8 protein-coding genes and 1 pseudogene are annotated in these 14,529 nt (G+C 60.2%); 4 read left to right on the forward strand and 5 right to left on the reverse strand.

What is annotated here, in order from left to right; all coding sequences use genetic code 11:
- Positions 1-197: 197 nt before the first annotated feature.
- Positions 198-1,682, reverse strand: a complete 1,485-nt coding sequence (putP, locus tag BLL42_RS11860) for a sodium/proline symporter PutP (protein WP_071552263.1) — start codon at positions 1,680-1,682, stop codon at positions 198-200.
- A gap of 460 nt (positions 1,683-2,142) precedes the next feature.
- On the opposite strand from putP, the gene putA reads away from it, so the two are divergent.
- Positions 2,143-6,096 (forward strand): trifunctional transcriptional regulator/proline dehydrogenase/L-glutamate gamma-semialdehyde dehydrogenase, encoded by a 3,954-nt coding sequence (putA, locus tag BLL42_RS11865; RefSeq protein WP_071552264.1) that lies wholly within the window; start codon positions 2,143-2,145, stop codon positions 6,094-6,096.
- Between the two features lie 140 nt (positions 6,097-6,236).
- The gene (locus tag BLL42_RS11870) at positions 6,237-8,039 is read left to right on the forward strand and encodes an acyl-CoA dehydrogenase (protein ID WP_071552265.1); all 1,803 of its coding nucleotides are present in this window, start codon (positions 6,237-6,239) and stop codon (positions 8,037-8,039) included.
- A gap of 51 nt (positions 8,040-8,090) precedes the next feature.
- Here the strand turns inward: BLL42_RS11870 and BLL42_RS31020 are convergent, their stop codons facing one another.
- The 4 genes and pseudogenes from BLL42_RS31020 to BLL42_RS11885 all read right to left on the reverse strand — a co-directional run bounded on the left by BLL42_RS31020 (position 8,091) and on the right by BLL42_RS11885 (position 10,657).
- Positions 8,091-8,936: a methyl-accepting chemotaxis protein gene (locus tag BLL42_RS31020; protein WP_408004025.1), complete on the reverse strand. Its 846-nt coding sequence runs from the start codon at positions 8,934-8,936 to the stop codon at positions 8,091-8,093.
- Positions 8,937-8,957: 21 nt separating this feature from the next.
- Positions 8,958-10,028, reverse strand: a pseudogene (locus BLL42_RS31025) (HAMP domain-containing protein); the annotation flags it as partial.
- A 99-nt stretch (positions 10,029-10,127) separates the two neighbouring features.
- Positions 10,128-10,430: a cell division protein ZapA gene (locus tag BLL42_RS11880; protein ID WP_071552267.1), complete on the reverse strand. Its 303-nt coding sequence runs from the start codon at positions 10,428-10,430 to the stop codon at positions 10,128-10,130.
- On the reverse strand, positions 10,427-10,657 hold the full coding sequence (locus BLL42_RS11885) for a hypothetical protein (protein WP_019691434.1): 231 nt from the start codon (positions 10,655-10,657) through the stop codon (positions 10,427-10,429). Before BLL42_RS11885 ends, BLL42_RS11880 begins: the two co-directional genes overlap by 4 nt.
- Before the next feature lie 279 nt (positions 10,658-10,936).
- Here BLL42_RS11885 and BLL42_RS31245 point away from each other — a divergent pair, with 279 nt between their 5' ends.
- Positions 10,937-12,562, forward strand: a complete 1,626-nt coding sequence (locus BLL42_RS31245; RefSeq protein ID WP_071552268.1) for a methyl-accepting chemotaxis protein — start codon at positions 10,937-10,939, stop codon at positions 12,560-12,562.
- Between the two features lie 193 nt (positions 12,563-12,755).
- Positions 12,756-14,498, forward strand: coding sequence for a potassium/proton antiporter (locus BLL42_RS11895; RefSeq protein WP_071552269.1), 1,743 nt, complete (start codon positions 12,756-12,758; stop codon positions 14,496-14,498).
- The last annotated feature ends 31 nt before the right edge of the window (positions 14,499-14,529 follow it).

Genomic DNA, 14,529 nt, shown 5'->3' on the forward strand with positions numbered 1-14,529 from the left:
GACGGTCAGAAAAGTCAGATTTATCCTGACTTTTTAGAGATTCTTCCTTCAGATATTAGGATTAACTACTACAGACATTCCTGTCGGACGGACTGCGCTGAATGTTCTGACGCCACGGACGAAAAAAAACGGCCCGCCTCCAACAGGAAGCGGGCCGTTTTTTATTCAGCGAAGGATCAGCGCATCAGCTCATCCCATCACTTGTTCAGGTGGAAATCTTTTTCCGCCGCTGCGAAACGCTGCAGCATACCCGCCGACGGCGCACCCATTTTGCTGACCAGCACAATGGCTAGGCTGGCGAAGATGAAGCCCGGGATGATTTCGTACAAGCCCAACAGGCTGAAGTGTTTCCAGACAATCACGGTGAGTGCGCCAACCACGATACCGGCCAGTGCGCCGTTACGGGTCATGCCTTTCCAGAGTACCGAGATCAGTACCACCGGACCGAACGCGGCACCGAAGCCGGCCCAGGCGTAGCTGACCAGACCCAGCACGCGGTTTTCCGGGTTGGCAGCCATGGCGATGGCAATCAGGGCAACGGCCAGCACCATGGCGCGACCGACCCAGACCAGTTCAACCTGGGAAGCGTTTTTACGCAGGAAGGATTTGTAGAAGTCTTCGGTCAGGGCGCTCGAGCACACCAGCAACTGGCAGCTCAGGGTGCTCATCACGGCAGCCAGAATGGCCGACAGCAGCACACCGGCGATCCACGGGTTGAACAGGATCTTGGCCAGTTCGATGAACACGCGCTCGTGGTTTTCACTCACTGGCATCGCCACGGCCGGGTTCGCCGAGAAGTAAGCAATACCGAAGAAGCCCACCGCCACGGTGCCGCCCAGGCACAGGATCATCCAGGTCATGGAGATGCGACGGGCGTTGGCAATCGACTTGACCGAATCCGCCGCCATGAAGCGCGCCAGGATGTGCGGCTGACCGAAGTAGCCCAGACCCCACCCCATCAGCGAAATGATACCGATAAAGCTGGTGTTTTTCAGCATGTCGAAGTTGCCTGGATCTTGCGCTTCGATGGCCAGGAACGTGGTGTCGATGCCGCCGGTAGCCAGCAGCACGATGATGGGCGTCAGCAACAGGGCGAAGATCATCAGCGTGGCTTGTACGGTGTCAGTCCAGCTCACCGCCAGGAAACCACCGACGAAGGTGTAGGCAATCGTCGCCGCAGCACCGGCCCACAACGCAGTCTCGTAGGACATGCCGAAGGTGCTTTCAAACAGACGGGCGCCGGCCACGATGCCGGAGGCGCAATAGATGGTGAAGAACACCAGGATCACCACGGCAGAGATGATGCGCAGCAAGCCGCTCTTGTCTTCAAAACGGCTGGAGAAGTAATCCGGCAGCGTCAGCGCGTCGCCGTTGTGTTCGGTCTGCACGCGCAGACGACCGGCCACGAACAGCCAGTTCAGGTACGCACCGACGATCAGGCCGATGGCGATCCAGCTTTCCGACAGACCCGACATGTAGATGGCGCCCGGCAGGCCCATCAGCAACCAGCCGCTCATGTCGGAGGCGCCAGCGGAAAGCGCGGTCACGACGCTGCCCAGGCTACGGCCACCCAGAATGTAGTCAGAAAGGTTGTTGGTGGAGCGATAGGCCATGAAGCCGATCAGCACCATCGCTGCGATATAGATCACGAACGTGATCAAGGTTGGATTGCTTGCACTCATTGAGTTACGCCCTGGCTTTGTTTTTATGTAGCAGCGGTCTGTCGAATCGCCGCCAAACGCTTGCGTTTGAGAGACGACCGGGTAATCCGCGCATTTATGACTGGTGTTTCCCCAGGAAAGCCACCAGCCGATGAGCCGCCAGCGTTGACGGTTGCACCTTGGTGCGCGAATGCTATTCAACAAAGTAAATAAGGTGCAACCAGTTTTTGGGAATAAGTTGCACCTGATACGAATTTTCTTTTAAACCCCGTTTTTTGCTCCTTTTCGAAGCAAGAACCTTTGGCGACTGCTACAAAAAGCACCAAGCAGGAGTAGGGCTCCCCTACCAGAATTTATTTCCTGACAAGCTGCCGATTATTCCGACAAAAAAGGGTTGCACCCGGTTGCACCTCTTCCGGCGCACGGCTAATCTTGCCGCCAGCTGATGCCACGCAGTCGTGGCAAACATGAGGATAAAAATATGGCTACCACCACCCTTGGGGTCAAACTCGATGACCCGACCCGCGAGCGCCTCAAAGCTGCCGCGACCTCGATTGATCGCACGCCGCATTGGCTGATCAAACAGGCGATTTTCAATTACCTGGAAAAACTCGAGGGTGGTGCAACCCTGACCGAGCTGAGCGGCTTGACCCGCTCCGAAGCCGATGAAGGCGCTGACGTCCACGGCGATCACGCCCATCAGTGCTTCCTCGAATTCGCTGAAAGCATCCTCCCGCAATCAGTGCTGCGCGCCTCGATCACTGCCGCCTACCGTCGTCCGGAGCCGGAAGTGGTACCGATGTTGCTGGAACAGGCTCGCCTGCCAGCTGCGATGGCCGAAGCCACTAACAAACTCGCCGCCTCGATTGCCGAAAAACTGCGCAATCAGAAGAGCGCCGGCGGTCGTGCAGGCATTGTTCAGGGCCTGCTGCAGGAATTCTCCCTGTCGTCCCAGGAAGGCGTGGCACTGATGTGTCTGGCCGAAGCGCTGCTGCGCATCCCGGACAAAGGCACTCGCGATGCGCTGATCCGCGACAAGATCAGCACCGGTAACTGGCAGCCACACCTGGGCAACAGCCCGTCGCTGTTCGTCAACGCCGCCACGTGGGGTCTGTTGCTGACCGGCAAACTGGTCGCCACCCACAACGAAACAGGCCTGACCTCATCCCTGAGCCGTATCATTGGCAAAAGTGGCGAACCGATGATCCGCAAGGGCGTCGACATGGCCATGCGGCTGATGGGCGAGCAGTTCGTCACTGGCGAAACCATCGCCGAAGCCCTGGCCAACGCCAGCCGCTTTGAAGCCAAGGGCTTTCGCTACTCCTACGACATGCTCGGCGAAGCTGCACTCACCGAACATGACGCCCAGAAATACCTCGCGTCCTACGAGCAAGCCATTCATTCGATCGGCAAGGCTTCCCACGGTCGTGGCATTTATGAAGGCCCGGGCATCTCGATCAAGCTCTCGGCCCTGCACCCGCGTTACAGCCGTGCCCAGTACGAGCGCGTGATGGACGAACTGTACCCGCGCCTGCTGTCGCTGACCCTGCTGGCCAAGCAGTACGACATCGGTCTGAACATCGATGCCGAAGAGGCCGACCGCCTTGAGCTGTCGCTGGATCTGCTAGAGCGCCTGTGCTTCGAGCCGCAACTGACCGGCTGGAACGGTATCGGTTTCGTGATCCAGGCCTACCAGAAGCGCTGCCCGTACGTGATCGACTACGTGATCGACCTGGCTCGCCGCAGCCGTCATCGCCTGATGATCCGCCTGGTGAAAGGCGCCTACTGGGACAGCGAAATCAAACGCGCCCAGGTCGAAGGCCTGGAAGGCTACCCGGTGTACACCCGCAAGGTGTACACCGACGTTTCCTACATCGCCTGTGCACGCAAACTGCTGTCGGTGCCGGAAGTCATCTACCCGCAGTTCGCCACGCACAACGCGCACACTCTGTCGGCGATTTATCACATTGCCGGCCAGAACTACTACCCGGGCCAGTACGAGTTCCAATGCCTGCACGGCATGGGCGAACCGCTGTACGAACAGGTTGTAGGCAAGGTTTCCGAAGGCAAGCTGAACCGTCCGTGCCGTGTGTACGCACCGGTCGGCACTCACGAAACACTGCTGGCGTACCTGGTACGTCGCCTGCTGGAAAACGGTGCGAACACTTCGTTCGTCAACCGTATCGCCGATCAGTCGATCTCGATACAGGAGCTGGTAGCCGATCCGGTAAGCAGCATCGAGCAGATGGCGACGCTGGAAGGCGGCTTCGGCCTGCCGCACCCGCGTATCCCGCTGCCGCGGGACCTCTATGGCAGCGAGCGCGCCAACTCCAGCGGTATCGACCTGGCCAACGAACATCGCTTGGCATCGCTGTCCTGCGCCTTGTTGGCCACCGCTCACAACCACTGGAAAGCTGCGCCGATGCTGGGTTGCGCCGCAAGCGCTGAAACGCCGGCACTGGTGTTGAATCCGTCGGATCTGCGTGACGTGGTCGGTCATGTGCAAGAAGCCACCGTCACCGACGTCGACAACGCCATCCAGTGTGCACTGAACGCCGCACCGATCTGGCAGGCCACTCCGCCCGCCGAACGCGCCGCGATCCTCGAACGTGCCGCCGATTTGATGGAGGGCGAAATTCAGCCGCTGATGGGACTGCTGGCTCGCGAAGCCGGCAAGACCTTCGCCAACGCTATCGCCGAAGTGCGCGAAGCCGTGGATTTCCTGCGTTACTACGCGGTGCAGGCGCGCAACGACTTCACCAACGACGCCCACCGTCCATTAGGTCCGGTGGTGTGCATCAGCCCGTGGAACTTCCCACTGGCGATCTTCAGCGGTCAAGTCGCTGCCGCACTGGCCGCCGGTAACCCGGTACTGGCCAAACCGGCCGAACAGACACCACTGATCGCCGCTCAAGCCGTACGTTTGCTGCTCGACGCCGGGATTCCCGAAGGTGTGCTGCAACTGCTGCCGGGCCGTGGTGAAACGGTCGGCGCCCGTCTGGTTGGCGATGATCGGGTCAAAGGCGTGATGTTCACCGGCTCCACTGACGTCGCGCGTTTGCTGCAACGCAACGTTGCCGGTCGCCTGGATGCTCAGGGTCGCCCGATCCCGCTGATCGCCGAAACCGGCGGCCAGAACGCGATGATCGTCGACTCCTCGGCACTGACCGAGCAAGTGGTCATTGACGTGGTGTCCTCGGCCTTCGACAGCGCCGGTCAACGCTGCTCGGCTCTGCGCGTCCTGTGCTTGCAGGAAGATTCCGCAGACCGCGTGATCGAAATGCTCAAAGGCGCCATGGCTGAATGCCGCCTTGGCAACCCTGAGCGTCTGTCCGTGGACATCGGCCCGGTGATTGACGCCGAAGCCAAGGCGGGCATCGAGAAACACATCCAGGGCATGCGTGAAAAAGGTCGCAACGTCTACCAGGTCGCCATCGCGGACATGGAAGAATGCAAGCGCGGCACGTTCGTCATGCCTACCCTGATCGAACTGGAAAGCTTCGACGAGCTGCAGCGGGAGATCTTTGGCCCGGTGCTGCACGTGGTGCGCTACAAGCGCAAAGACATCGATCAACTGATCGAGCAGATCAACGCTTCCGGCTACGGTCTGACACTGGGTGTGCACACCCGTATCGACGAAACCATCGCCAAGGTGATCGACAACGTCAACGCCGGTAACGTCTACGTCAACCGCAACATCGTCGGTGCCGTGGTCGGTGTGCAGCCGTTCGGTGGCGAAGGCCTGTCGGGGACTGGCCCGAAAGCCGGTGGTCCGTTGTACCTGTACCGCTTGCTGTCGACTCGCCCTACCGACGCGATCGAACAATCCTTCGCTCGCGGCGATGCCCTGAGTGCGCCGGATGTTCGTCTGCGTGACGCCATGAGCAAACCGCTGACCGCTCTGAAAACCTGGGCTGACAGCCACAAGCAGACCGAGTTGAGTGCACTGTGCGTGCAGTTCGCGGCGCAATCGCAAAGCGGCATCACCCGCACGCTGAACGGCCCGACGGGCGAGCGCAACAGCTACGCCATCCTGCCGCGTGAACACGTGCTGTGCCTGGCGGACGTCGAAAGTGATCTGCTGAGCCAACTGGCCGCAGTACTGGCCGTGGGTGGCTCAGCGGTGTTGCCGGAAGGTGAGCTGAGCAAAGCGCTGTTGGCTCGTCTGCCGAAAGAAGTGCAAGCGCGCATCAAGCTGGTAGCCGACTGGAACAAGGACGAAGTGGTCTTCGATGCGGTCCTGCATCACGGCCACTCCGACCAGTTGCGTGCGGTCTGCCAGCAAGTGGCCAAACGCGCCGGTGCCATCGTCGGGGTTCACGGTCTGTCGCAAGGCGAAACCGGCATTGCGCTGGAACGCCTGGTGATTGAGCGCGCGCTGAGCGTCAACACCGCTGCGGCGGGGGGTAATGCCAGTCTGATGACTATCGGTTAAACGGCGAAAACACCAGGCGCCTGCAATGGGTGCCTGGTTGATTCAAGATCTTTTGCTTCTCCATCACGCTCATCAATCATCCTGTTCAGCCCGCCCTCCCTGCGCCTAGACTCGGTCCATTCCAATAAAGGTAGGCCGCCATGTCCGAGACGTTGCTCAGTTCCCGCAATCTGGCTTTCGAGCTGTACGAAGTTCTTGATGCCGAGGGCCTGACTCAGCGCGAACGTTTCGCCGAGCACAACCGCGAGACGTTCGACGCCGCCATTGGTACCGCGCGCAGCATTGCCGAGAAGTTCTTTGCCCCGCACAACCGCAAAGGTGACGAGAACGAACCACGTTATGAAGACGGCAAGGCAATCCTGATTCCGGAAGTAAAACCTGCGGTGGATGCATTCCTCGAAGCAGGCTTTCTCAACGCCGCACGCAGTTTCGAGGCCGGCGGCATGCAGTTGCCGACCCTGCTGTCACAAGCTTGTTTTGCGCACTTCCAGTCCGCCAACGCCGCGACGACGTCCTACCCGTTCCTGACCATGGGCGCGGCCAACCTGATTGAAAGTTTCGGCACCGACGATCAGAAGCGGCGCTTCCTGCAACCGATGATCGACGGCCGCTTCTTCGGCACCATGGCGTTGACTGAGCCTCACGCCGGCTCCTCGCTGTCGGACATCCGCACCCGCGCCGAGCCCGCCGCCGATGGCACGTATCGACTCAAGGGCAACAAGATCTTCATCTCCGGCGGCGACCATCCGCTCTCGGAAAACATCGTGCACATGGTGCTGGCCAAACTGCCGGACGCGCCTGCGGGCGTGAAAGGCATTTCGCTGTTTATCGTGCCTAAATTCCTGGTCAACGATGACGGCAGCCTGGGCAAGCGCAACGACGTGCTGCTGGCCGGGTTGTTCCACAAGATGGGCTGGCGCGGCACCACCTCCACGGCACTGAACTTCGGCGATAACGGCGAGTGTGTCGGCTATCTGGTGGGCAAGCCGCACCAAGGCCTGAGCTGCATGTTCCAGATGATGAACGAAGCGCGGATCGGTGTGGGCATGGGCGCGGTGATGCTCGGTTACGCCGGTTACCTGTACTCGCTGGAGTACGCTCGCGAGCGTCCGCAAGGTCGCCTGCCAGACAGCAAGGACCCGAACACTGCGCCGGTCTCGATCATTCAGCACGCTGACGTCAAACGCATGCTGCTGACCCAGAAGGCTTACGTCGAAGGCGCCTTCGACCTCGGTTTGTATGCGGCGCGACTGTTCGACGACACCACCACCCTTGAGACCGAAGCGGCGCGCAAACAGGCTCATGAACTGCTCGACTTGCTGACGCCGATCGTCAAATCCTGGCCGTCGGAATTCTGTTTGAAGGCCAACGAACTGGCGATCCAGATCCTCGGCGGCCACGGTTACACCCGCGAATACCCGGTGGAGCAGTATTACCGCGACAACCGCCTGAACCCGATCCACGAAGGCACCCACGGCATTCAATCGCTGGACCTGCTGGGCCGCAAACTGGCACAAAACGGTGGCGCCGGGCTCAAACAGTTGATTCGCTTGATCGCCGAGACTGCCGAACGTGCGCAAGCGTTTGAGGCGCTCACTCCATTGCGCCAACCACTGGAGGCCCTGGTAGCGCGGCTGCAAACCGTGACCATCGGCCTGCTCACCGACTTGGCCCAAGGCAAGGTCAACAGCAGCCTCGCCAACTCGGCGCTGTATCTCAAGGCATTCGGTCACACGGTGATCGGCTGGCGCTGGCTGGAGCAAGCGATCCGCGCTGAAGAAGGGTTGGCCAAGGGCAATGCGGCGGATGTCGGCTTCTATAAAGGCAAGCTGCAAGCGGCGCGGTATTTCCTGACGTGGGAAGTGCCGGGTTGCCATCATGAACTGACGATTCTTGAAGCGCGGGATGATACATGCCTGAACATGCAGGATGAGTGGTTCTGACCGATAAAAAAAGATCGCAGCCTGCGGCAGGCTGCGATCTTTTGATTCCTGCTACTTCAACCGAAACCCACCCATCTGGCGCGCCAGGTCATCGGCCAACCGCTGCAACGTCTGGCAATCCTCACGACACGCCCTCACCTCGCCCGCCGTGGCCCGCGCCAGATCGGAAATCCCCTGCACGTTGCGGTTGATTTCTTCAGTCACTGCCGACTGCTCTTCGGTCGCCGTTGCCACTTGATGGTTCATGTCGCTGATGCGTTCGACCTGACCGGTAATCGCCGTCAACGACGCCCCGGTGCGCTGGCTCGACTCGACGCCTGTACCGGTTGCCGCTTGCCCGGAGTGCATCGACGACACCGCGTTTTCCGCGCCCTGCTTGAGGCTGCCGATCATCTGCTGGATTTCATCGGTGGACGATTGCGTACGGCGCGCCAGTGTCCGCACTTCATCCGCCACCACCGCAAAGCCCCGGCCCATGTCTCCGGCGCGCGCGGCTTCAATTGCTGCGTTCAATGCCAGCAAATTGGTCTGCTCGGAGATCCCGCGAATCACCGCCAGCACCTGATCGATGGACGCTACCTGAGTCGCCAGCTCGCCGACGGCACTGGCAGCAATACCGATTTCATCGGACATGCTTTCGATATGCCGGATTGAACCGCCGACCACCTCACGCGCCTGCAACGCTTCATCGCGGGCCGTTTGCGAGGCGACCGCCGCGTTGCCGGCGTTCTGCGCGATTTCCTGCACCGTGAGGCCCATCTCGTGCACGGCGGTGGCGACCATGTCGGTCATTTCCTGCTGTCGACCGGAACGCTCGGCGGTGTTCTCCACCACTCGCGCAACCTGCCCGACGGCAGTGCGCAAACGCTCGCTGGTGGCCAGCACTTCGCCGATCATGTTGCGTTGATTTTCAAGGAAACGGTTGAAGCCTCGAGCCAGGTCGCCCAGCTCATCGGCACGACTGGAATCTAACCTGTGGGTCAAATCGCCACCACCGCTACCAATCGCTACCAGTGCCGCTGTTACCTGCCGGATCGGCCGAACCAGGCCGCGGGCCAGCAACACCACCAATAACAGGCACACCAGCGCAACGCCCAAACCGATGGCGCTGGTCAGCCACATCGCGTGTCGGGCCTCGGCGTAAATTTGCGATTGCGGCACTTCGGCCACCAGGGTCCAGCCCAGATCGCGCAATGGCAGGCTCAGGGCCAGGTAGTCTTCGCCATCGCGCACAAAACCGCTGCTGGTCGGGCCTTGATGGCCCATCACCGCTTGCGCCGCCGGGCCACCGATCTGCTCGGCCAACTGGCGTTTGTTGCTGAACTCGGCTTCGGGATGAACCTGGATCAATCCGTCGGAGCGCACCAGATAGACCTTCCCGCGCTCACCGAAGCTGAAATTGTGAATCAGCTCCGAGAGCTCCCTCATGCTCAGGCCCAACCCGGCAATGCCCACAACTTTGCCACCCTGCGAGACCTTGAGGTCGATGAACAAGGCCAACTCGCCGGTCGCCGTATCTTTGTCGATATTGAGGGTGCGCGGCTGGTTGCTGTCGAGGAAGGCGTAGAACCAGGCGTCTGCAGGACTGGATCGGCTGAGGGTCCGATCAAGCCCTTTTTCGGTGTAGTAATGGCCTGACTCAGTGCCTGCGATCAGCGCGGTAAAGGCTTTGTGCTCGGCGCGGATGCCTTCCAGGTAGCTGACGAAGCCGTTGGCCCGGTCAGCGTTTTCACCGTCGGCCAACCACTCGCGCACCATGCTGTTGCTGGCGATGTCCTTGGCCGCAGTGAGCGGCTGGACCAGAATCCGTTCGATGTCGTTGCGCATCGCTTCGATGCTTGACGGCAGCGCTTGCTCGACCAGATAGCGCTGGGCGAGACGGTTGACCACCAAGGTATAAATGCCGACCACGATCAGAATACTGACCAGCAGGGCGGTGCCCATGCTCAGGATCAACTGCCATTGAATACTGCGTCGCCAGAACTGCATGAAGCACCCCCAAAGAGTAAGAGGCAAAACTACTGCAACAGCCGTGCCGATTGTATACAACTAAATCGACAATCTACTCTTTGGTTGTGCGCAAGCTGATCAGGCCTGATTGATCGTCTTCGAAATCACTTCAACCGTGGCGCTGACTTGCTCTTGGTAACGGTTGAGTTCCTGCTGATGACGCTTCTGCATGTCGAGCTGCTGCGAACACAGGTTCATCGCTGTCAGCACCAGCAGTTTGTCCCCGATCAGGGTCGGGTATTTCTTTTTGGTCTCGGCCAGCACCGCTTTCAACATTAATGCGGCGTCCAGCAGGGTCTGCTCTTCCCCGGCCGGCGCCTTGATCGAATAGTCTTCCCCGAGAATCGAGACGACTTTTATCCCGTCGGCACCGTGTCTCATGCGTTCACAGGTCCTGCGCTCACGCGCTCAACCAGCGCTTGAATGCGCGCGACAGTGGCGCCCTGCTTCTCTTCCTGTTCCATCAGGCTCAGTTGCAGGCTTTCGTTCTCATCCTTGGCCTGGGCCAGTTCTGCGCTCAATGTTGCGTTCGTGCCGAGCAGTTCCTGGTTCTGTTGCACCAGGTCGCTGACCAGTTGTTCCAATTGGCTTAGGGATGCTTCCAACATTTTTGATTTTCCGGGCATTTTCAAAGGGCGCGTACGATAAAGAAAAGTCACCACAGGCGCCAGGGATATTCGGGCGCAGAGCCTTGATTTACCTGGCGGCGACCTTGCTTGCGAGTTTTAAAGACTGCGATTGTCCGCTCTGGTTCCTGACAGCTCGTCAGTACGACTGATCTGCGGCAAAAGCGCACAACGGCTCAAGACTTTAGTTGTACGACCGATAAGTCATGCATACCCAGTCTCAAAGTCGCACGGATCGCGCTCTTCTCCCAGGTAGACACCATGTCCCTTCGTAATATGAATATCGCCCCCAGGGCGTTCACCGGTTTCACCCTGATTGGCGCACTGATGTTGATTCTGGGTGTGTTCGCCTTGAACCAAATGAGCAAAATTCGCGCTTCCGGTGAAGACATCGTTCAAAACAGCGTACCGAGCATCAAGGCCCTGGACGAATTCACCCAGCTCGCCTTGCGCCAGCGGGTGCTGTCTTACCGCTTGCTGACCAACCGTGAGCCGGACGTACAGCAAAAGACCCTCGCGCTGTTCGATCAACGCAGCCAGCAAACTCGCGCAGCCCAGTCCGATTACGAAAAAGTCATCAACAGCCCGCAAGAACGTGCGGCCTATGATGAGTACGTGCAGCTGCAGGGACAATACCGTCAGCTGGAAGACCGCATTAAGAGCCTGTCGCGCAACAACCAGGTCGATGAGTTGCGCACGCTGCTCAACACCGAGCTGCTGACCAACTCCGAGGCGATCAACAGCGTGCTCAACCGGCTGATGCAGATCAACAACGATCAAGCCACCGACTCCAACCAGAAAGCCGCTGACCAGTACTCCTCGGCCTTCGACCTGGTGGTGACGTTGCTGGTGATCGCCACTGGCCTGACCCTGCTCTTCGCCTGGTTGCTGACCAACAGCATCACTCAGCCAATCGCCAAGGCACTGAGCGCCGCTGAAGAAATCGCCGAGGGTAATCTGACCCGGCCGATCATCGTCGACGGCAGCGACGAAGCTGGACGCCTGTTGCAGGCCATGTTGAAGATGCAGGAGAAACTGCGCGACACCCTGCAACGGATCTCGGGTTCGGCGACTCAGCTGGCCTCAGCCGCCGAAGAGCTGAACAGCGTCACCGACGAAAGCGCCCGTGGCCTTACTCAGCAAAACAACGAAATCGAGCAAGCCGCGACGGCGGTCAATGAAATGACCAGCGCCGTGGAAGAAGTTGCGCGCAACGCAGTGAGCACCTCCGAAGCCTCGAAAAATGCGACCACTTCTGCCGGTGACGGCCGCGACCTGGTGCAGGAAACCGTCAGCGCCATCGAACGCATGAGTGCCGATGTGCAGAGCACTGCCACGCTGATCGGCGACCTGGCCAACGAGTCGCGAGACATCGGCAAGGTGCTGGACGTGATTCGCGGCCTGGCTGACCAGACCAACCTGCTGGCACTGAACGCCGCCATCGAGGCTGCGCGTGCCGGTGAAGCCGGTCGCGGTTTTGCCGTGGTGGCCGACGAAGTTCGCGCCCTGGCGCATCGCACACAGCAATCGACCAGCGAAATCGAGCGCATGATCGGCAGCATCCAGAGCGGTACCGAACACGCCGTCGACTCGATGCGCAACAGCACCGAACGCGCTGAATCGACTCTGAACATCGCCCGTGGTGCCGGCCTGTCGCTGGACACCATCAACAGCGCCATCGTCGAAATCAACGAGCGCAACCTGGTGATCGCCAGCGCCGCCGAAGAGCAGGCCCAGGTGGCCCGTGAAGTCGACCGCAACCTGGTGAACATCCGCGACCTGTCGGTGCAATCGGCCACCGGTGCCAACCAGACCAGCGCCGCCAGCAATGAGCTGTCGCGTTTGGCGCTGGACCTGAACAATATGGTTGGACGGTTTAGCCTTTAATTACGCGTAACCCGGAAAAGATCGCAGCCTGCGGCAGCGCCTACGGAGGATTGGTGTAGGAGCTGCCGCAGGCTGCGATCTTTTGATCTTCAAAAGCTTTTTGACAGCATCACATTTCAACAGGTTAGAATCGCTGGCACGCAGACTGCATGGTCAGTTTGCGCCCGTCTTTAAGCTTTCCGGAGTACTGCCATTGAATGCGACGACCATCAACAGCCTGTTCTTGATCGGCGCGTTGCTGGTAGGTGCGAGCATTCTGGTGAGCTCACTTTCGTCCCGCCTCGGGATCCCGATTCTGGTGATCATCCTCGCCGTGGGCATGTCTGCCGGCGTCGACGGCGGCGGCATCATCTTCGATAACTACCCAACCGCCTACCTGGTCGGCAACCTCGCGCTGGCCGTGATCCTGCTCGACGGCGGGTTGCGCACCCGGGTTGCGAGTTTCCGCGTGGCGTTGTGGCCGGCGCTGTCGCTGGCCACGGTCGGAGTGCTGATCACCACCGGGCTGACTGGCATGGCCGCCGCCTGGCTGTTCAACCTGAACCTGATCCAGTGCCTGCTGATCGGCGCCATCGTCGGCTCCACCGACGCCGCGGCGGTGTTCTCGCTGCTGGGTGGCAAAGGCCTGAACGAGCGGGTGACCGCCAGCCTGGAAATCGAATCCGGCAGTAACGACCCGATGGCGGTGTTTCTCACCGTCACCCTGATCGACATGCTCGCCAGCGGCCAGACCGGTCTGCACTGGAGCCTGCTCGGGCACCTGTTTCGTGAGTTCGGCATCGGCGCGATCATCGGTCTGGGTGGCGGCTGGCTGATGCTGCAAATGGTCAATCGAATCCACCTGGCCGCCGGCCTGTATCCGATTCTGGTGATCGCCGGCGGTCTGGTGGTGTTCGCCCTGACCAACGCCCTGCATGGCAGCGGTTTTCTCGCGGTGTACCTGTGCGGCCTGGTGATCGGCAACCGTCCGGTGCGCAGCCGCCACGGCATTCTGCACATGCTCGACGGCATGGCCTGGCTGGCGCAGATCGGCATGTTCCTGGTGTTGGGGCTGCTGGTGACACCCCATGATTTGCTGCCCATTGCCCTGCCCGCCCTCGGTCTGGCGCTGTGGATGATTCTGTTTGCGCGACCGCTCTCGGTGATGGTTGGCCTGCTGCCGTTCAAGGCCTTCCATGGGCGCGAAAAGGCCTTTATCTCCTGGGTTGGCCTGCGCGGTGCGGTACCGATCATTCTGGCGGTGTTCCCGTTGATGGCCGGGCTGCCGAATGCCCAGCTGTATTTCAACCTTGCGTTCTTTATCGTTCTGGTTTCGCTGCTGGTGCAGGGCACCAGCCTGCCGTGGGTCGCCAAGCTGCTGAAGGTGACCGTCCCGCCAGAACCCGCGCCGATCTCCCGGGCCGCCCTCGAAGTGCATGTCACCAGCGAGTGGGAGTTGTTCGTTTATCGTCTTGGCGCGGAGAAATGGTGCATCGGCGCCGCTCTTCGCGAGCTGAAAATGCCCGAAGGCACGCGTATCGCGGCGCTGTTTCGCGGCCAGCAACTGCTCCATCCGTCGGGTAGTACGGTGCTCGAAGTCGGCGATTTGCTCTGCGTTATCGGCCATGAACACAACCTGCCGGCGCTCGGAAAACTCTTCAGTCAGGCACCCCAACGCGGCCTCGATCTGCGCTTCTTCGGCGACTTCGTTCTGGAAGGCGACGCCCAGCTGGGGGCGGTTTCAGCGCTGTATGGGCTGCAACTCGAAGGCGTCGATCCGGACATGCCGCTCGGTCGCTTCATTACCCAGAAAGTCGGTGGCGCTCCGGTGGTCGGTGACCAGGTGGAATGGAACAACACCATTTGGACAGTCGCGGTCATGGACGGGAACAAGATTGCCAAAGTGGGCGTCAGATTCCCCGAAGGAAGTCGCCCGGGCCCCGGGTTGTTCCTCTAAACTCCTTTTTTCGTTACGTTTTCGATCGGTC

Origin of the sequence: Pseudomonas frederiksbergensis (genome assembly GCF_001874645.1) — a bacterium.
Taxonomy (GTDB): Bacteria; Pseudomonadota; Gammaproteobacteria; order Pseudomonadales; family Pseudomonadaceae; genus Aquipseudomonas; species Aquipseudomonas frederiksbergensis_B.

Coding starts and splice junctions, on each gene's coding strand:
- BLL42_RS31020 (WP_408004025.1), bottom strand. CDS start 8,936: ATGATCGGCGAAGTGCTGGCCACCAGCGAGCGTTTGCGCACTGCCGTC.
- BLL42_RS31245 (WP_071552268.1), top strand. CDS start 10,937: ATGTCCCTTCGTAATATGAATATCGCCCCCAGGGCGTTCACCGGTTTC.
- BLL42_RS11870 (WP_071552265.1), top strand. CDS start 6,237: ATGTCCGAGACGTTGCTCAGTTCCCGCAATCTGGCTTTCGAGCTGTAC.
- BLL42_RS11885 (WP_019691434.1), bottom strand. CDS start 10,657: ATGTTGGAAGCATCCCTAAGCCAATTGGAACAACTGGTCAGCGACCTG.
- BLL42_RS11880 (WP_071552267.1), bottom strand. CDS start 10,430: ATGAGACACGGTGCCGACGGGATAAAAGTCGTCTCGATTCTCGGGGAA.
- putP (WP_071552263.1), bottom strand. CDS start 1,682: ATGAGTGCAAGCAATCCAACCTTGATCACGTTCGTGATCTATATCGCA.
- putA (WP_071552264.1), top strand. CDS start 2,143: ATGGCTACCACCACCCTTGGGGTCAAACTCGATGACCCGACCCGCGAG.